Source organism: Corallococcus sp. CA053C (assembly GCF_003611675.1).
Taxonomy (GTDB): Bacteria; Myxococcota; Myxococcia; order Myxococcales; family Myxococcaceae; genus Corallococcus.
The window spans coordinates 59,845-76,607 of record NZ_RAWA01000002.1 but is presented as its reverse complement, the minus strand read 5'-3'; the positions used below and the strand labels follow the sequence as shown (position 1 = coordinate 76,607).

Annotated in this window: 11 protein-coding genes; 3 read left to right on the top strand and 8 right to left on the bottom strand. The window is 66.8% G+C overall.

Annotated features, from left to right (window positions below):
- Positions 1–16 precede the first annotated feature (16 nt).
- Positions 17–2,260: a DPP IV N-terminal domain-containing protein gene (locus tag D7V97_RS00640; protein WP_120608614.1), complete on the bottom strand. Its 2,244-nt coding sequence runs from the start codon at positions 2,258–2,260 to the stop codon at positions 17–19.
- Between the two features lie 110 nt (positions 2,261–2,370).
- Here D7V97_RS00640 and D7V97_RS00635 point away from each other — a divergent pair, with 110 nt between their 5' ends.
- Complete coding sequence (locus D7V97_RS00635) at positions 2,371–2,862, top strand: hypothetical protein (RefSeq protein WP_120608613.1); 492 nt, start codon at positions 2,371–2,373, stop codon at positions 2,860–2,862.
- On the opposite strand, the gene D7V97_RS00630 is transcribed toward D7V97_RS00635, so the two are convergent.
- Complete coding sequence (locus D7V97_RS00630) at positions 2,859–6,608, bottom strand: serine/threonine-protein kinase (protein ID WP_233582431.1); 3,750 nt, start codon at positions 6,606–6,608, stop codon at positions 2,859–2,861. The genes D7V97_RS00635 and D7V97_RS00630 overlap by 4 nt on opposite strands.
- A 107-nt stretch (positions 6,609–6,715) precedes the next feature.
- On the opposite strand from D7V97_RS00630, the gene D7V97_RS00625 reads away from it, so the two are divergent.
- Together D7V97_RS00625 and D7V97_RS00620 are read left to right on the top strand one after the other, a co-directional pair.
- Positions 6,716–7,522, top strand: coding sequence for a S9 family peptidase (locus D7V97_RS00625; RefSeq protein WP_120608611.1), 807 nt, complete (start codon positions 6,716–6,718; stop codon positions 7,520–7,522).
- Positions 7,523–7,652: 130 nt separating this feature from the next.
- Positions 7,653–8,501: a DUF1206 domain-containing protein gene (locus tag D7V97_RS00620; RefSeq protein WP_120608610.1), complete on the top strand. Its 849-nt coding sequence runs from the start codon at positions 7,653–7,655 to the stop codon at positions 8,499–8,501.
- Here the strand turns inward: D7V97_RS00620 and D7V97_RS00615 are convergent.
- The 6 genes from D7V97_RS00615 to D7V97_RS00590 all read right to left on the bottom strand — a co-directional run bounded on the left by D7V97_RS00615 (position 8,498) and on the right by D7V97_RS00590 (position 16,658).
- Complete coding sequence (locus D7V97_RS00615) at positions 8,498–9,937, bottom strand: glutamine synthetase family protein (RefSeq protein WP_120608609.1); 1,440 nt, start codon at positions 9,935–9,937, stop codon at positions 8,498–8,500. The two genes, D7V97_RS00620 and D7V97_RS00615, sit on opposite strands and share 4 nt — an antisense overlap.
- A gap of 241 nt (positions 9,938–10,178) precedes the next feature.
- Positions 10,179–11,381 carry a C39 family peptidase gene (locus D7V97_RS00610; protein ID WP_233582430.1) on the bottom strand — a complete coding sequence of 401 codons (1,203 nt, stop codon included), beginning with the start codon at positions 11,379–11,381 and terminating at the stop codon, positions 10,179–10,181.
- A gap of 477 nt (positions 11,382–11,858) precedes the next feature.
- Positions 11,859–12,503, bottom strand: coding sequence for a DUF488 domain-containing protein (locus D7V97_RS00605; protein ID WP_120608607.1), 645 nt, complete (start codon positions 12,501–12,503; stop codon positions 11,859–11,861).
- A complete protein-coding gene (locus D7V97_RS00600) occupies positions 12,493–14,067 on the bottom strand; it encodes an anti-phage dCTP deaminase (RefSeq protein ID WP_120608606.1) in 1,575 nt (524 codons plus the stop codon). Before D7V97_RS00600 ends, D7V97_RS00605 begins: the two co-directional genes overlap by 11 nt.
- Before the next feature lie 674 nt (positions 14,068–14,741).
- A complete protein-coding gene (locus D7V97_RS00595) occupies positions 14,742–16,067 on the bottom strand; it encodes a ferritin-like domain-containing protein (RefSeq protein ID WP_120608605.1) in 1,326 nt (441 codons plus the stop codon).
- Positions 16,068–16,247: 180 nt separating this feature from the next.
- Positions 16,248–16,658 (bottom strand): hypothetical protein, encoded by a 411-nt coding sequence (locus D7V97_RS00590; RefSeq protein ID WP_120608634.1) that lies wholly within the window; start codon positions 16,656–16,658, stop codon positions 16,248–16,250.
- Positions 16,659–16,763: the final 105 nt, after the last annotated feature.

Below are 16,763 nucleotides of genomic sequence, written 5' to 3'. Positions count from 1 at the left end.
CCCGGAAAACTCTCGCCTATCTCAGGGATGGGTTCTGCGCGGGCCGCGGTGCGGCGGAGCCGAGGTGCTCCTTGAAGAATCCGACGGTGTGCTCCCACAGGCGCTCGTTGATGGCCGGGTCGAACACCATGTGTGTCATTCCGCTGAGGGGCAGGAATTGGTGCGGTTGGCCCGCGCGGAAGAGCGCGTCTGACAGCTTGAGGGCGTGGGTGAAGAAGACGTTGTCGTCGGCCGTGCCGTGGATGAGCAGGAGCTTGCCCATGGGGCTGCCCGCCTTCACGTGGGTCAGCAGGGAGCTCTGTTCATAGGCCTCCGGATGCTCCTGCGGCAGGCCCAGGAAGCGCTCCGTCAGGTGGGTGTCGTAGTCCCGCCAATCCGCCACCGCGGACACCGCTACCGCGGCCTTGAAGACATCCGGCCGCTTGAGGACGGCCAGCGCGGACATGTAGCCGCCATGGCTTGCCCCGGTGATGCCCACGCGGCCCAGGTCCAGCTCCGGCACCTCCGCGGCGAGCGCGCGCAACGCGGCCACCTGATCCTCCAGCAGCGCCTCCGCGAACACATACTTCGGCTTGCGGTCCTTCGGGCTCGCCGTCAGCAGGGTTCCTCGTCCGTCCAGCTTCACGACCAGGAAGCCCTGGTCCGCCATCCACTGGGAGAGCAGGTGCTCCGAAAGGCTCTGGTGGACCATGGCGGTGCCGGGGCCCGCGTAGATCTCCACGATGACGGGCAGCTTCACGCCTGGCTTCGCGTTTCGCGGACGGACCAGGGACGTCCAGAAGCCCTCCTTGCCCACCCGCCGCACCTCCAGCCGGGGCTGGAAGGGAGGGGGCTTCGCGAGGGACGGAAGCTCACCCACGCGCGTGCCGTCCGCCTTCATGACGACGGTGTGCCGCAGGCTCGTGGGTCCTTCCGAGCTCACGATGAACAGCTCCCCCTGCCGGGACATCCTGCCCACCTCCATCGCCGGGCCTCCCGTGGTGACGCGGGTGGGCTCCCCGCCTCGCTGCATGCGCCAGAGGTAGCGCTCCGGGGAGTGGGGCCCTCCCAGGAAGTAGAGCGTGTCTTCCTTCTCCACGTAACCCACGAACTGTTGGAAGCCGGCCTCGGGAGTGAGGAGGGAGCGCACGCGCTTGCCGCTCGTGTCGCGCAGCTCCACCTCCGGGGCTCCGTTGCGTTCGGTGTACCAGAGGAAGCCGCTGCCATCCTCCAGCCACTGGGGGAACGCCTGATCCAGGTTGAGCCAGGCCTCATCCTTCTCCACGTGCAGGGTGCGCGTGCGTCCTGTCTTCACGTCCGCCGCGAGGAGGAGCTCCTCCGTCTGGGTGCGGTTCTGCACGAGCAGGGTCAGCGGGCCCTTCTTCGGCCAGGTCACGGTGGCCAGATACGGGTACTTCTCCGCATCCCAGCTCACCCACGTCGTCTTGCCACCCGTGACGGGGATGACCCCCAGCCGGACCCTGGCATTGGCCGTTCCGGCGCGAGGGTAGGAGAGCTGCTGCGCGCCCTGCTCGGGATGCGTGGCGTCCACGAGGGCGAGCTTCTCCACGACGCTCGTATCGGACTCCGTGTAGGCCAGGGCCTTCGCGTCCGGGCTCCACCAGTAGCCGGAGAAGCGATACATCTCCTCCTGGGCGATGAACTCCGCCAGGCCATGGGTCTTCTCCGGAGTGCCCCCGGTCGTGACGCGACGCTCGGTGTTCGTGGCCAGGTCCACGCGATACACGTCGTTGTCGCGGACACAGGCCACCTGCGTGCCGTCCAGGGAGAAGGTGGGGGCGATGGTGCCGGGGCCCGTCTTCAGCTCCATCACCTTGCCGGACGCGCTCGCCACGACGTAGAGCTTGCCGGAGAGCGCGACGAGGAGCTTCTCGCCGTCCTCGGACTGCGCGTAGAAGGTGAAGCCCCGGCTCCTCGTCCGCGTGCGCTCACGCCGCGCCTTCTCCTCGGCGGAGAGCGTCTCCTCGGCGCTCTTGAGGAGGGCCTCGGGGGTGAGGAACTCGCGCGTCTGCCCGGTGGCGACGTCGAAGGCGAAGAGCGACTGCACGTGGGTGTCGGGCGCGTTGCGGAGGAAGAAGACCGTCTTCGCGTCCGGGGTGAAGTTCGAGTTCCGGGGGTGACCGCTCCTGAAGAGCTGGGCCTCCATGATCTGGAGGAAGGAGGTGTCTGGATTTGGAGGCTGCGCGGCCGGTGCCGCGGGCTTCGATTGAGCGAGGACGGGGAGGCTCAGCAGCACGAGGGCGACGAAGAGGATGCGCATGGGGGCTCTCCTTTCACGGGGCCAGGAAGATACCACCCGCACCGCGTGTGCTTGCGCGCGGTAGCTTCCATGGGGATGTGCCATCACGCGGTCCCCTGGAGAACCAAGCCATGCGAATCCGAGTCCTCTTTCCCCTGTGCATCACCGGCCTGGTGCTGGCGTGCGCCACGCAGTCCCGTCCCACCGACACCGCGTCGGCCGCGCTGAGCGACGGCCCCCTGGTGCAGTCCTGCACGACGAGCCCGCCGGCGGGAGACGGAGGCGTGACGGTGGACATCACCGCCGACTCGGAGGGCAAGGTCCACTTCAGCTCCAAGACCGTGTCGGTGGATCCCGGGCAGACCGTGACCTTCGTGTCCTACGTGAATCAGGACCGGTGCATCGGCGTGTCGGACTACTCGATCTTCGCTGGCGGCGTGACAGGACCGCTGCTGGTGTCCGCCTGCAAGAGCGCCTCCTGGACCCTGCTCGCCAGTGATGCGAGCAACCAGTACCAGCTGTGGGCGTGCGCGACGGGCGACTGCACGAAGTGCACGCAGCCCCAGGGCGTGAAGGAGACCATCAACGGCACCCTGGAAGTCACGGGCCGCGGCGGGAACTAATCCGGCGGCAGTCGCGCGAGGGCGCGCCGCAGGTCCTCGCGCAGCCCGTTCGCATCCCTCCAGCCGGGGCGCGCGGTGAGCAGCGCCTCGGTGAGGGACAGGCCCTCCTGGAGTCGCGGCCGCGCGTCCTGGCCGGTGTGTTCCCTCCACGTGGCCCACTCGCGGAGGAAGGCGCCGAAGGCCAGTCGCTGCTCCAGGTTCTCGGGCTCCAGCTCCAGGGCCTTCTGGAACGAGCGTGCCGCGAGCTCGAAGGACTCGTCGGAGGCCGCCTCCACGGCCTGCGTCTCTCCCTGCCATCGCCACGCCTGCGCGAGCTTCGGGTTGAGCTTCAGCGCGCGCTCCAGCGCCTCCGTGGCGCGCGCGGTGGACGGCTTCGGATCCCGTCCCTGCTTCAGCGCGAACGCGGCCAGCGTCTGGTGCACCTGGCCCAGGTTGGCCCACGGCTGCGCGACTCCCGGCAGCAGGGTGGTGGCCTGCTGGAGCGCGGCCTGCGCTTCCTTCGCGCTCGCGGTGGGGTCCTCGCCGCGCAGCAGCTTCCACGTGGCGCGCCAGGCGCGGACCTCGCCCAGGTTGTTGTGCGCGAAGCCCACGGTGGGCGCGATGGCGATGGCCTGCGTGAAGGCCCGCTCCGCTTCGTCCAGCAGCGGCCCCGGCGCATCGCCCCGGTCCCACGCCTCGCGCGCTTGATCGAGCAGGATGGTGCCCACGCCGTTCTGGAGCGGGGGCAGGCGCGGGTTGATGGCCACGCCCTTGCGGTAGGCCTCCAGCGCGCGGGCGAGCCCCGGCCCCGCGTCCCCGCCGTGGTCGCGCAGGCGCAGGGCGAGCGTGCGGTGGACGTCGCCCAGGTAGAACCACGGCACGACGTGGCCCGGGTCGATGGTGCTCGCGCGCTCCAGCGCGGTCCGGGCTTCTTCCAGGTCAGGGGCCGGCGACGGAGCGCGCGGATGGTTCGCGCGGTTCACGTACGCGGTGCCCAGGTTGATCCACGCATCCGGCCGCTGTGCATCCAGCGCCAGCGCCTGCCGGTAGGACTCGATGGCCTTCGCGCGGAAGGGCAGCGAGTCCCCGCCGCGTCCGTCCTCGGAGTCCGCCCACACCTTGAAGACGAGCCCCAGGTCCAGGTGGAAGTCGTAGTCGCGCGCGGACGCCGGGATGGATTCAAAGGCAGCCACGGCGGACTGGAGCTGTTCGCGCGGATCCTCGTTCCGGTTCTGCCGGTAGCGCGCCCACTGCCACCAGCCCATCGCCAGCGAGTGGCGCGCTTCCACCTTGTCGGGCGCGAGCCGCAGCGCCTCCTTCGCCGCGTCGATGGTGCGCTGGAGCAGGGGCTCCACCTCGCCCCCGCTGTTGACGCGCAGTTGGGCGACGCGGCGGTGGAGGCGCGCTTCGAGCACCCAGCTGTCCGCTTCATCGGGCGCCGCCACCAGCGCGCGTGACACGGCCTCCAGTCCTCGCGTGTACGCGGGCTGCACGTCGCCCTTGCCGGAGAGCTCCAGCAGCAGGGCCTCCTGTTCCAGCTCCGCCCGAGCGCGGTACACGGCGGGCACACTGCGACCGATGCTGGCCGCCGTGTCGTAGGCCTGACGTCCGGCCTCCAGGTCCGCATGGGCCGGGTCGCGTTCGCTCGCCAGGGCATGGCGCACGGCGCGGGCGAGCAGGATGTCGCCCCGGAGCAGGGCCGCTTCGTGGAACCACGGCAGCCGCGTGCCAAGTGCGTCCAGCGACTTCAGCGCGTCCTCGAAGTGGTCCTCGTAGAAGGCCCGGAGCGCGTCTGCGTATTCGGGCGCGGGCACCTCCGCGCCCTGGCCCTGCTTCAGGAAGGCCAATGCCGGATCGCGCGAGTGTGTCTGGGCCTCGCGCTGCTTCACCTCGCGCTGGGCGGTGTCCGGGATGCGGTCTGCTTCCAATCGCTCGCGCTGGTAGCGGTGTCCCAGCACCAGCGCGAGCGCATACGCCACGCGGGGCTCGTGGTTGCCAGCGGCCCAGGCCGCCTCCAGGTTCTTGAGCGCGGCCTCTTCGTCACCCAGCGCGAGGAACCCGCGTCCCAGTGCGTAGCGACCGGGCCCCTCCGCCACGGCGCCGGCTTCGCGCATGGCGGTCTCGATGTCGCGCATGCGTGTCTTCAGGGCTTCGCGGTCCGGCCGCGTGTCATGCAGTGGCGCCTGGCCGGAGTAGCGGGCCTGGGCCTCGATGCGCTCCACGCCTTCGGTGAAGCGCCGGGTGAGGGCCTCGCGGCGGGAGACCTCGCGCCGGGCCAGCACGCCCTGGCCCACGATGCCCACGGCTGCGAGCCCTACGACGCTGGCCACCGCGACCGCACGCCGGTGTCGCGCCACCCACTTGCGCACGCGGTACGCCGGGCCCGTGCGCGCGAGCACGCGCTCGCCGTCGAGGAACCGCTCCAGGTCATCCGCCAGCGCCCGCGCGGAGTCGTAGCGGCGCCCGCGCTCCTTCTCCAGACACTTGAGGACGATGGCTTCCAGGTCCGCGGGGACATGGGGCGCGAGCTCACGGAGCGGGCGGGGTTCGTGGGTGGCGACGCGGCTGAGGACCTCCAGGCCGTTGGCGCCGGGGACGGGCGGCTCGCCGGTGAGCAGGTGGTACAGCGTGGCGCCCAGGCTGTAGAGGTCCGCGCGCCGGTCCAGGTTCGTGACTTCGCCCCGGGCCTGTTCAGGCGCCATGTACTGGGGGGTGCCGAGGACGGTGCCCGTCGCGGTGAAGCCCTCGCTGCCGGTCCAGTCGCGCGCGAGGCCAAAGTCCATGACGTAGGGGTGCAGGGTGCCGTCGGCGGAGCGCTCCACCAGGATGTTGGAGGGCTTGAGGTCGCGGTGCACGAGCCCCGCTCGGTGGGCGGCATGCACGCCCAGGGCGGCGTCGCGCAGCACCAGCGCCTTCTGCTCCACGGTGAGCACGCCGGCCAGGGCATGCAGCGGCTGGCCTGCGACGTACTGCATGGCGATGTACGCGCGGCCCTGGACCTCGCCGACCTCGTACACGCGGCAGACGTTCTCGTGGTCCACGCGGGCCTGCGCGCGCGCCTCGGAGACGAAGCGGCGAGACAGCTCCGCGTCCTCGTCGCGCACGAACTTGAGTGCCACGTCGCGGTGCAATCGCACGTCCTGCGCCAGGAACACGCGGCCCATGCCGCCCTGCCCGAGGAAGCGCACGGGCCGGTAGCGCTCCCAGTACGGCACCGGGAACGCAGGCCCGTCCACCACAGGTGGCGGCGTGCCGCCCGGCGTGAGCGTGTCATCGGGCGAGCGCGGCCCGGGCCCGTCATCATGGGGGGACGAGGCATGGCGGCCGTGGGGCGCATCGGCCCGGTCGCTGCCGCTCCCGGCGTCACATTGCTCCGACGGCTCGTATTGCTTCAATGCTTGGCGCTGTTCCGCTGCCTCGCGCTGCTCCGATGCCCCGCGTTGCTCCGATGCCCCGCGCTGCTCCGATGCCCCGCGCTGCTCCGATGCCCCGCGTTGCTCCGATGCCTCACGCTGCGCGAACGGCTCGCGTGGTTCCGGCGTCGGCGCCGAGGAGGTCGCTGTGCCCTCCTCCGATTCGGGAGCCACCCCCAGCTCCTCGCGCAGCGACACAAGCGAGTCGAAAGAAATCCGCCCGCGCTCCACCAGCAACTGCAACGGCGAGCAGCCACGCCGTGCAGCCTCCGCGCGCAGGGCCTCCGCGTCCTCGCGTGAGACCAGGCCCTCGGCGAGGGCCACCCTCAGCTCTGCCTCGTCCGTCTCACGCACGCGAAGGAACCCCCGATGGACGGGCAGCGTACCGGAAGCGCCCGGCCCCCACGCATCCAACGCGCCGCCTCTTGCGGTGCCGCGCCGCCCGTTCCCAAGATGCGCGCATGAGCTCCATGTGGGTCCTGGAAACGCCGCAGCCGCCGCCCGACGCGCGCATCGTCTATGGCGAGGCGCCCCAGCAGTTCACCGAGCTGCGCAAGCCCCCGGGCAAGGGCCCGCACCCGGTGGTCCTCTTCATCCACGGCGGCTTCTGGCGCCAGGAGTACGGCCTGGAGCACGCGGGCCACCTCTGCGCGGACCTCGCCAAGCGCGGCTTCGCCACCTGGAGCGTGGAGTACCGGCGCGTGGGCCAGGACGGCGGCGGCTTCCCCGGCACGCTGGAAGATGTCGCCTCCGCGGCGGATCACCTCGTGGACGCGGCACCCTCACTGGGCCTGGACCTGTCCCGCGTCGTGGCCATGGGCCACTCGGCCGGAGGCCACCTCGCCATGTGGCTGGCCGCGCGCCACCGCCTCACCGCGCGCCAGGCGCTCTACCGTGACGCCCCCCTCAAGCTGAAGGGCGTGGTGTCCCTGGCCGGCGTGCTGGACCTCGCGCAGGGCGCCGCGCTGGACCTGGGCAAGGGCATCGTGAAGACCTTCATGGGCGGCACGCCGGAACAGGTCCCGGAGCGCTACGCCGTCGCATCCCCCGCGGCGCTCCAGCCGCTGAAGCTCCCCCAGGTGCTGCTCCACGGCACCGAGGACGACACCGTGCCCCTCAAGGTCAGCGAGGCCTTCCACGCCCGGGGCGTCCAGCAGAAGGACCCCGTGCACCTTGTGCCGCTGAAGGGTGCGGGCCACTTCGAGCTCATCGACCCGCGCTCGAAGGAGTGGCCCCGCGTCGTGCAGGCCGTGCGCAACCTGCGCTGAGCAGCCAGCCCGCCGAGCCCCCCTCTCCTCGCACGGAGCCCAGACCGGGAGCAGGGGCCTTCCACCCCACCGGGCCATCGGATGCGCACCCTCTTAACGGTCCGAAGTCGGGGACGGGAGGAGCGCTCGCATGGCGACGATGGACGTGATGCACGGGCCGGGGATGGATCGGCTGTCGAATGGGGCGAAGCAGGCCGCGAACCACCCCTGGGCGAAGAAGCTGGGACGGATGGGCTACGCGGCGAAGGGCGCCGTCTACGCCATCATCGGCGTGCTCGCGCTGAAGCTCGCGGCGGGCGAGGGCGGCCGCACCACGGACAGCCACGGCGCGGTGGGGACCGTGGCGCACGGGCCCTTCGGCATGGTGCTCCTGTCAGTGCTGGTGGTGGGCCTGCTGGGCTTCGTCGTCTGGCGCTTCGCCCAGGCGTTCGCGGACACCGAAGGCAAGGGCTCCGACGCGAAGGGCATTGCCACGCGCGCCATGTACTTCCTGAGCGGTGCCATCTACGCGTCGCTGGCCCTCTTCGCCGCGAAGCTGGTGGTGGGCGCGTCCCAGGGACGCAGCAAGGGCACGCAGGGGTGGACGGCGACGCTGATGGAGCAGCCCTTCGGCCGCGTCCTGGTGGCGCTCGTGGGCGTGGGCATCCTCGGCTTCGCGGTGAAGCAGTTCCACAAGGCGTGGAAGGGGAAGTTCCTGGAGAAGCTCACGCTCACCGGGCTCGCGGGACGTCAGCGGCATTGGGTGGAGCGGGTGTCGCGCTTCGGCATCGCCGCGCGCGGCATGGTGTTCGCCGTCATCGGCGTCTTCCTGGTCCGCTCCGCCGTGGACGCGAACCCGGGTGAGGCCAAGGGCCTGGGAGAGGCCCTGGCCGTCGTCGCCCGCCAACCCGCGGGCGACGTGCTCCTGGGGGTGGTGGCGGCGGGCCTGGTGGCCTACGCCGCCTTCATGGTCCTCCAGGCGCGCTACCGGCGCCTCTAGAAGAGGTTCCAGAGGTACTGGTTGGTCACCTCGTGGTGGAACTGGATCTCCGCTTCCTTCACGCGGGTGCCCAGCTGCTTGGGGCAGCGGTCCGCGGAGCCCACTTTCAGCTCCGCGTACTTGCCCTGCACCTGCTCACCCAGCGTCTGCGCGACGAACTGGCTGCCCTTGAAGAAGCGGATCGCGTCGTAGATGTTGTCCGGCAGGAAGCGCGTGCGGCTGCGCTTGGTCTCCGCGTCCTCCTGCGGCTGCGGGCCCTCCAGGCCGGTCTTCATCAGCGTGTAGAGCACCATGTACGGGTTGGCGTCCGGCGCCACCGAACGGCACTCGACGCGCGCGCTGCGCTCGTTGCCGAACGGGATGCGCACCATGGCGCCGCGGTTGTTCGCGGAGGCCTTGATCTGGTTGGGCGCCTCGTAGTGCGGATCCAACCGGCGGTAGGAGTTCACGCTGGAGTTGAGCACGAGGCAGATGTCGTTGGCGTTGGTGAGGATGCGGTCGATGAACTCCCACCCCATCGGCGACAGCCCGTCCTGCCCGTTCTTGTCGTGGAACAGGTTCTTGCCGCCCTTGGACAGCGACATATTGATGTGCATGCCGTTGCCATTCACCCCCGTGACGGGCTTGGGCAGGAAGCTGGCGGTGAGGCCCAGCTGCGCGGCCACCTGACGGCAGAGCAGCTTGTAGAGCTGGATCTGATCCGCGGCGATGATGGCCTCGCTGTACGAGAAGTTCATCTCGAACTGGCTGGGCGCGACCTCCGGGTGGTCCTTCTCGTTCTGGAAGCCCATGGCGCGCTGGGCTTCGGCGGCCTTGTCGATGAAGGTGCGCAGCGCGTCGCCCGGCAGCGCGTGGTAGTAGCCGCCGATGGAGATGAACTCGAACTTGCCTTCCTCGTGGTAGTGGCGCTCGGCGTCACGGCTCTTGAAGAGGAAGCCTTCGATTTCGGGCGCCGCGTGGAACACGGTGCCGTCCTTCTGGAACAGGGCGTCCGTGGCGCGCTTGAGCTGGCCGCGCATGTCCGAGTGGTACGGCGTGCCGTCGCGCTCCAGCACTTCGCTGAACGCCAGCACCTTGCCGGGCCCGAAGATGTCGGAGGGCAGCCAGTAGAACGCGCCCCAGTCGATGTTCAGGCGCAGGTCGCTCTCCGCCTGCGCGGAGAAGCCGCGGATGGAGGAGCCGTCGAAGGTGAGGTTGTCGGCGCTCTTGAGGAGGAACTTCTTGTCGTAGTCCAGCATGTGCAGCCGACCTTCCAGGTCGGTGAAGCACACGGTGATGGCCTTGATGCGCTTCTCGTCGGTCAGGTACTTGAGGCGCTCCTCGCGCATCTTGTCCGGCGACTCGCGCTTGAGGCGCTGTTCCTTCACCCGGAGGTTGAGCTCCTCCAGCTCGTCGTAGGGAATCTCCAGGAAGTCCCGCAGCGGCTTCTGCTCCATGTCCGTGCCTCCAGGCTGAGTCCCCCGTCCGGATGCCGGAGAAGAGGGACAGCAAAATCTCGGGCGCAGGTATTTACATTCCGCGTCTCGAAATCAAGCCTAATTTCCTTGGACTGAAGCTTAGTGACAGGTCTGACACCGTCACGAAAGCCCCCACGTCAAGGGACGAGGGGCCCGACGCCCCGGCCAGTGGACACTGGCGCCGCGCTGCGTCGGCCGCGTGTCCTCCTTCCGACGGGGCTTACGGCAGCGGTTCGAGCCCGGGGGAGGGCAGGGCGGTGCCGGCGGGCCAGAGCACGTACGCGGCGCCCCGGGAGTGCTGCCAGGCGCGCCACAGCTCGGCGCGCCGGTACGTCGCGCTGGTGGTTTCGTTGGAGGCGAAAGCAGGATCGTTGACGACGACGTCGCCCTCGGCGGTGAAGCCCTTCACGACGATGAGGTGGCCGTCGGTGCGGCGGGCGGCGCCTCCGGTGAGCTCTCCAGGCTCGTACGCGATGCTGATGCTCACGGGGATGCCGGCGGCGACGAGGCGCTCCACGGGGGCGAAGGAGTCGAAGCGGGCGACGAGTCCGTGCAGGGCGCCGTTCGCCATGTGGGCGGCATAGGCGGTGTTGAAGGGCCAGTTGCCGGTGCCCTTGTAGACCCAGTCATAGGTGTGGGCTGCGGCGGTGGGCACGGGGTGCTCCAGCTCCGCGACGCCCAGCTTCCGGCTCCAGTAGCCGAGCAGCATGGTCGTGGACGTGGGGGAGCACCAGACCTCGCCGCCGTCGGGGTAGATCATCTGCGAGTAGCCGGGCACGTCCAGCACGGTGCCCCACGCGGTGCGGTCCGCGGCGGCGTCCGCGGCGGGCTTCATGCGCGTGTCGGTGATGGCGGCGGCGAGCCCTCGGACGCGGGGGCTGGCGTCGGGGCGTTCGGAGAAGAGGAACACGGTGACGCGCAGGGCGTCCGCGCGGCGCTTCAGGTTGAGCGTGTCGGTGAGCACGGCGCCGTCCGCGTCACCCTGGCCGTCCACGCTGTGGCGCGCGACGGTGGCCGCGTTGAAGGCCCAGACGCCCAGCTCATAGTCCTTCGTCCAGGAACCCTCGATGCGCGCGGAGACGGTGAGCTTCACCCAGGTGCCCGGAGGCGTCTGCGCGTCGAAGGACGGCACCACGCTGTCGAAGCCGCCAGGGACGGACTGGACCTCCGAGGTGGCGGTGCCGAAGCGGAACGTGCCGCCGTTGTAGAAGGTGCCCCCGTCCAACCAGCCGCCCGCGGGGAACGGATCCGTGCCCTCCTTCGCGGAGGTGTCCAATTCCAGCGCGCCGTCCGCGGCGACGCGGGTGCCGTCACGGTTGAAGCGCGCGAGGTCGCCCGTCGCGGCGGTGCGCTGCCACAGCCGCGCGGGAGAGCCTGCCTCCGTCTGCGGCGCGTCCGTGGACGGCGACGGAGACGAGGACACGCAGGCCCCGAGGAAGGCGGCCAGCAGGACAGCGGAGCGGAGTCGGGCGCGGGCGTTCACCGCCCGATTGTCGCAAACGCCCGTGTGGGCTCACAAGGCGGATACCGGGAAAGTCCGGTTGTGCGCACGGCCTCGACGGATGGTTTGTTGTGGGTAGCAGCAGCTACCTCACCGAGGGCACTTACGGGAGCGCCCTATGACTTGAAGCCTGAGAGAAATTGATGCGGCGCTACGGAAGCTGCTTAGGGCGAATTTTACGGCCACTCTCAATAGGCCAAGTAACTGCAACCTGCTGCGTTGACGCCAAGTTGTTGTGAGTGTTTTGCTTGTATCGAAAATTCAGCCACAACGCGCCGAAGAATCAATCGCCGACGGCGTCGCAAGTTACGCTCTGTCTCGACGCCGCTCACTCATGCACGCCTACTCGGGTGGCGCGAAGGATTATTTTCGTCTTGCCTCGCAGGCATTCTTCACAAACTAACCGTTGCGCCTACTTCCCTCCGAGAGACTGCCCCAGTCCTTGCATGGCAGGGTTTGCCCGGTGTCTTCGAAATTGTCTATCGCTCGAAGTGAAAACCAAAGTCCAAGTTCTGTTAATGCGTTTGTAAGAATGGATCTTCCAGAAACGCAGTGATGAGTGGCGCGCCCAAGCAGGAGAAGAGGCCCTGCTGATGCTTTCTCTTTAAGTTGAGCCAGTGCGTCCTTTTGGGTCCAGATATACTCTGCATACTTGTGCATGACTTTGGCTTGATCCCAGGATTCACCAACGTACTTGTTGGCGAAAACAGGTGCGTGTTCATAGTTTACACCCTCCCTTTGGATTAAAGAGCGGAGAACTTCCAGCGAAAACCCTCTCCCAAGGAATGACGGGGAGAGTCGTATGTCAATGATGTGTTTAATGTTTTCTGTTTTGATGATTTCTTCGAAGAGGTCAAAGTCAATCCCATCAAGTCCGACGCTGATTATTTTCGGAAGAGAAAAAGCCTCACCAAATAATTCAAGTTGTTGAGGAGCCGGACGTGCTAGGACGACCGTTCTCAATATCGGCTTGTGATCTTGGCGTAAGTGCCCCTCTCCTTGAAGAACCGCCAAGGATGGAATTCTGGGTCCTTTAACGTCCATGGCTATCCCTCCCTCGTTCAATCTCCTCGACGCGCTCGGCTATATGCGCCTCGAAGTCAATCAGGTCTTTTGAGAAGACGGGATCGTGATGCACCGTTTGAGAAGAAGGGCGGGAGATTAAGAAGCCATCCCTGTCCTTGAGGTCTGCAATTTTTTTGAAGGCGACGGAAAATCTTCGGGGTGAGACACCAGAGAAAGGCCGAAAGTGCACTTTTTTCGAAGAGTCTGACCAACGCTTTGTTACTTCCTCCGTTGAGTCGGAGTGAAGAGTTGATGCCCTGCTTTTGACATATGGTTCAATGTAGACGACTTCGCGAATGCCGCTGGCAACTATGTGTCGTGCGCAACTGTGACATGGGTAAGTTGTGCAATAAAGAGTAGCGCCCTGTGTGGTTGCATTTCCAAGCCTGGCGACGCTTAGGATGGCATCCATTTCTGCGTGGACCGCGCGGGAGAACTCAATGAGATCGCGCACGGCTGTTTGCTCTATTTGTTGCCTGACGGCATCTGGCGAGACACCGTCACTTAGTAGGTTGTTGCTCTTAAGTCGTTGGAATATGTTCTTGTATATATCTATTTTCGAGTGGTCGTTTCGGCAATATGGTCGGTCTAGGTCGCCTTTGTCCATGAAGCACCGGTGATCAACTGGATCTCCGTCTTGATAAAGGCCTCCACCGTATTTGGGAACGTCATTGGTTCCCGTTGCGATGAGTTCGCCCGTCTTGCTCATGATGGCTGCACCAACTTGGCGCGACATGCACGACGACCGCAGCGCAGATGACCATGCTGCATACATTCCGCGTTCGTCCTCGTGCGGTCGAATTACTGCTCGTTCTGTGATTATTTGGATGGTTCGAGATAGCGTGCCGGCCAAAGAGCGGGGGTCCTGATCTTCATTATTAACAAAGAAGTCAGCGTACTGGAGTGTCCCGCGTACGTTTTGACCGATGTCGGGCTGCCCAGGAGTTCTAGGAGCCGCGTCGTCGCGCGCAGCTATGTCCGCGCGATTGTCGGAATCTGTGTCCTTGTATTTGAAGACAAGTCGCTTCTCTCGAACATCGAAACCGCAGATGACGCCAATTAGGTAGAAAGAGCTGCGGTAGACTTCTCGTAGTGTCTCTACTTCGCGAGGATGTTTGAGAGAGTCGATTACGAATGCTAGAGGTTGTTTTGTGGTTCGTGGCTGTTTGCGCTCATCGTGGATTCTGCGGATCGCAAGCGCTGCGACGATGCTCGCTCCGTGGTCTTTTCGAAGCTGATCTCCGGCATCCTGGAGGATCTTTGTGCGCTCATGTCGTGGGCCTGAAAGAGAGGCTTTCCGGATAAGGCCAAGCTGGTCGGCAGTCTCGGTGATTAAGGTGCTGGCCTTGATTTTGAGCGGTTTGTAGCCTGCGGAGGTTAGCTCTTCAATTAGACTGCCTGCGACGTGCGTAGCTCCTGCACCGACATGCCCGACGATAGCAAAAACAAGGTCATGTGACTTTGCGTCATCAATGGCGTCCCTCAGATGATCTTTGGAGTCAGAGGTGCGTAGAGGTGGGGACGGAATGGCGATGGCGGTCATGGGCAACCTAGCGACCTTTAAGGCGGTTTACTGGCAGAGCGCTCTAAAAGGCGAGTGTGCCATAGGTCAGGGGCTTAGATGCAGGTCTACGTTGGAGTACATGTGGTTTTTAGTCCGACCTCTTCAGGGCCTGACGAGGTGCCGGCTTAGCTGATTGCATTCCCTGAGTAAATAATAGGGGCATTCCAAGTGGGCACGGAACTAGTGCTCGTTGCTTGGTTTGTGTGTTGACTTCAATCAAGTCCAGTTGGCAATGCCTGGAGTGCTTCGTGGGTAGCGGTAGTCGCGCGGTGCGATAGTTGTGCTCGCAGGTGCTATTTTGAGTGGGTTGCATTCTCTTCCCAGAGTGCTCAAGAGACATGCGTTCTGGGTGCACTCAGTTGTGGATTTTATTTGCCAGTGTACTGCTGGATTATGTGGGTGAGAAGCGGGTGCGATCTTCAAGGGGCTTCCGCTATGTGTGGAGGTTTTGTCCTGCGTTGGCTTTGTGGTGGTGTTTATGGGGGATGAGGAGTCCACCGCCTGGGCGAGCTTCAGGCCGTCGATGTCGGGGCGGTCCTTCGTGCAATCAATCGCGGTGTAGCCGTCCAGGTCCGCGAGCCCGGGACCACAGCCGCTCACCCCCAGCGACAGGGCGAGCGGGAAGAGCCAGCGCGAGCGAAGGGCTTTCGTGCTCAGGCCCAGAGCTCCTGCTCCAGCGTGTCGAGCAGGGACAGGGCGACCTCGGGCGTGGGCAGGCCCGCTTCGGTCACGAGCCCCGTGTCGAGCGGCACGGCGACCTCCGCGCGCAAGAGCGCCACCGCCTGCCGCTGGGCCTCGCGCAGCGCTTCCCGCTCCGGGGCGGAGAGGCGCGGACGGGCCCACTGGTCGATGTCCCAGGACAGCCCCGCGTGCCGCGTCTCGTCCTCGGCGATGCTCATCATGGCCTCGCGCACTTCCGCGTCGCGCGCGTGCAGGGCCTGGTAGTGGGCCACCAGCGCGCCGTACGTCTCACGCACGCAGCCCTCCACGGCGTTGTCCAGGGCCACCTCGGAGAGCGGGCGCAGGGGACGCTCGGCCACGACCGGACGCTGGGGCGTGGCGCCGAAGCGGCGCGCGAGCCGCCCCGTCACGTCGGTGTGCATCACCTCGTCCATCGCGCTCCTGCGCGCCGCGTCCTGGAGGCCCGCGTCGGCGCCGTGCAGCGCCAGCTCTTCACGCAAGCGCAGGAAGGCATGGACGGACGCCGCCTCCAGGTGCGCGGCCTCCGCGAAGTAGTGCCCGAGCGCATCCGTGCTCTCGCACCCGCCCGCGACCTGGAGGCCCACGGGCCGCCGGCCGATGGCGCAGTTGTTGGTGCCCTTCTCCAGCACGTGGTGCTCCAACTCGCGCACCTCGCCGGAGGCGGACACCTGCACCACGTGCTGCGTCAGCTCCGTGCCCTTGCCGCAGGCGTAGCCCCGGGTCCCGATGACGTTGAAGGTGCCGTCGGAGTTCCGCTTCACCGCGCCCTGCTTCAGGTCGCTGCAGCTCAGCCAGTAGCCGGAAGCGAAGGTCTTGAGCACGGCCTCCTGTTCGGTGTCGATGGTGCCCAGCAGTTCCTGGAGGGACTCCATCGTGGAATATGTCTTCACCTCGTCACCGCGCGTGGTGACGAGGTGGTTGTCGGAGCAGTACTGCAAGCAGTTCTTGTTGAAGCCCTCGGTGGGCAGGGCCTCCGCCACGGCCGTCTGACAGGCGGCGACGTCGGTGGCCGTCGCGCAGGCCTGTCCGGAGGAGGACGCATCCTGCGTGGTAAAGGCCTCGCCACTCCCGGACGTATTCCGGTAGCGAAGCTGGATGAAGTCCGGCGCTGGAGAAATCGTCAGGTCGCTGAGGGCCGGGGCGCCGTTGTCGCATTCGACCGCCGTGTAGCCCTCCAGGTCCGCGCCACCGTGACCGCAGCCCGCGAGGACCAGGGGCGTGGCGAGCGAGGCGCGCAGGGCGCGCGAGAAGAGGTGGCGCAGTCGGAGGACTTGCATGGGACAGCTCCCGAGGAGATGAGGTGTCCCGGCGCTACAGCAACAGCGATGCCAGCGCTCCGTCACAGGGAAGACGGCCCTGGAGTGCGACGCCGCGTGCTCGGAAAACCGAGGGATGATCAGAAAGCTGAGGGGCCCGCCCATCCGGCACGGACCCCTCGGGCGACTTGAAGATGAAAGCTACTCGGACCAGTACGACCCGAGGCCGGCGCGGACCAGGTCGCAGATGTACACGATGCTGTCGTCCCCGTTGTCGTAGACGCCGCGAGCGTGCAGGCACCGCGCGCTGCTGGGGTAGGGCGCGCCGTACTGCGCCGCCAGCTGCTTGCAATAGGTGTCACCCGCCGTGCCGGACGTGCACTCCACCGTGCATGCGTTGCCACTCTCCCAGGAAGGGTTGTAGGTGGGGTACGAGTCCGCGGTGTTCCAGCACAGGCCGCTCGAACACTGGGAGTCGCTCGAACAGGACTTGCCGATGGAGAGCAGCGACTGCTCCTGCGCGGCGAGCGTGGGCTCCGCCACGTCCGTGCCGCAGGCCAGCGAGAACACGGAGCACAGCACCATCAGGGACGAGGCCAGGGGAAGCTTCATGGATGACTCCATTCCGGGGGAAACGGGGAGTCTCCGTTCTACCAGAACAAGTGGGCAGTGCTCGTGGATCGTGTGCGCGCGGGCTTTTCCAATGAGCGCTCAGTC

What these genes read in the sequence shown, in the direction of transcription:
- D7V97_RS00640 (WP_120608614.1), bottom strand. Translation starts at nt 2,260, where the DNA reads ATGCGCATCCTCTTCGTCGCCCTCGTGCTGCTGAGCCTCCCCGTCCTC.
- D7V97_RS00635 (WP_120608613.1), top strand. Translation starts at nt 2,371, where the DNA reads ATGCGAATCCGAGTCCTCTTTCCCCTGTGCATCACCGGCCTGGTGCTG.
- D7V97_RS00625 (WP_120608611.1), top strand. Translation starts at nt 6,716, where the DNA reads ATGAGCTCCATGTGGGTCCTGGAAACGCCGCAGCCGCCGCCCGACGCG.
- D7V97_RS00620 (WP_120608610.1), top strand. Translation starts at nt 7,653, where the DNA reads ATGGCGACGATGGACGTGATGCACGGGCCGGGGATGGATCGGCTGTCG.
- D7V97_RS00615 (WP_120608609.1), bottom strand. Translation starts at nt 9,937, where the DNA reads ATGGAGCAGAAGCCGCTGCGGGACTTCCTGGAGATTCCCTACGACGAG.
- D7V97_RS00605 (WP_120608607.1), bottom strand. Translation starts at nt 12,503, where the DNA reads ATGGACGTTAAAGGACCCAGAATTCCATCCTTGGCGGTTCTTCAAGGA.
- D7V97_RS00600 (WP_120608606.1), bottom strand. Translation starts at nt 14,067, where the DNA reads ATGACCGCCATCGCCATTCCGTCCCCACCTCTACGCACCTCTGACTCC.
- D7V97_RS00595 (WP_120608605.1), bottom strand. Translation starts at nt 16,067, where the DNA reads ATGCAAGTCCTCCGACTGCGCCACCTCTTCTCGCGCGCCCTGCGCGCC.
- D7V97_RS00590 (WP_120608634.1), bottom strand. Translation starts at nt 16,658, where the DNA reads ATGAAGCTTCCCCTGGCCTCGTCCCTGATGGTGCTGTGCTCCGTGTTC.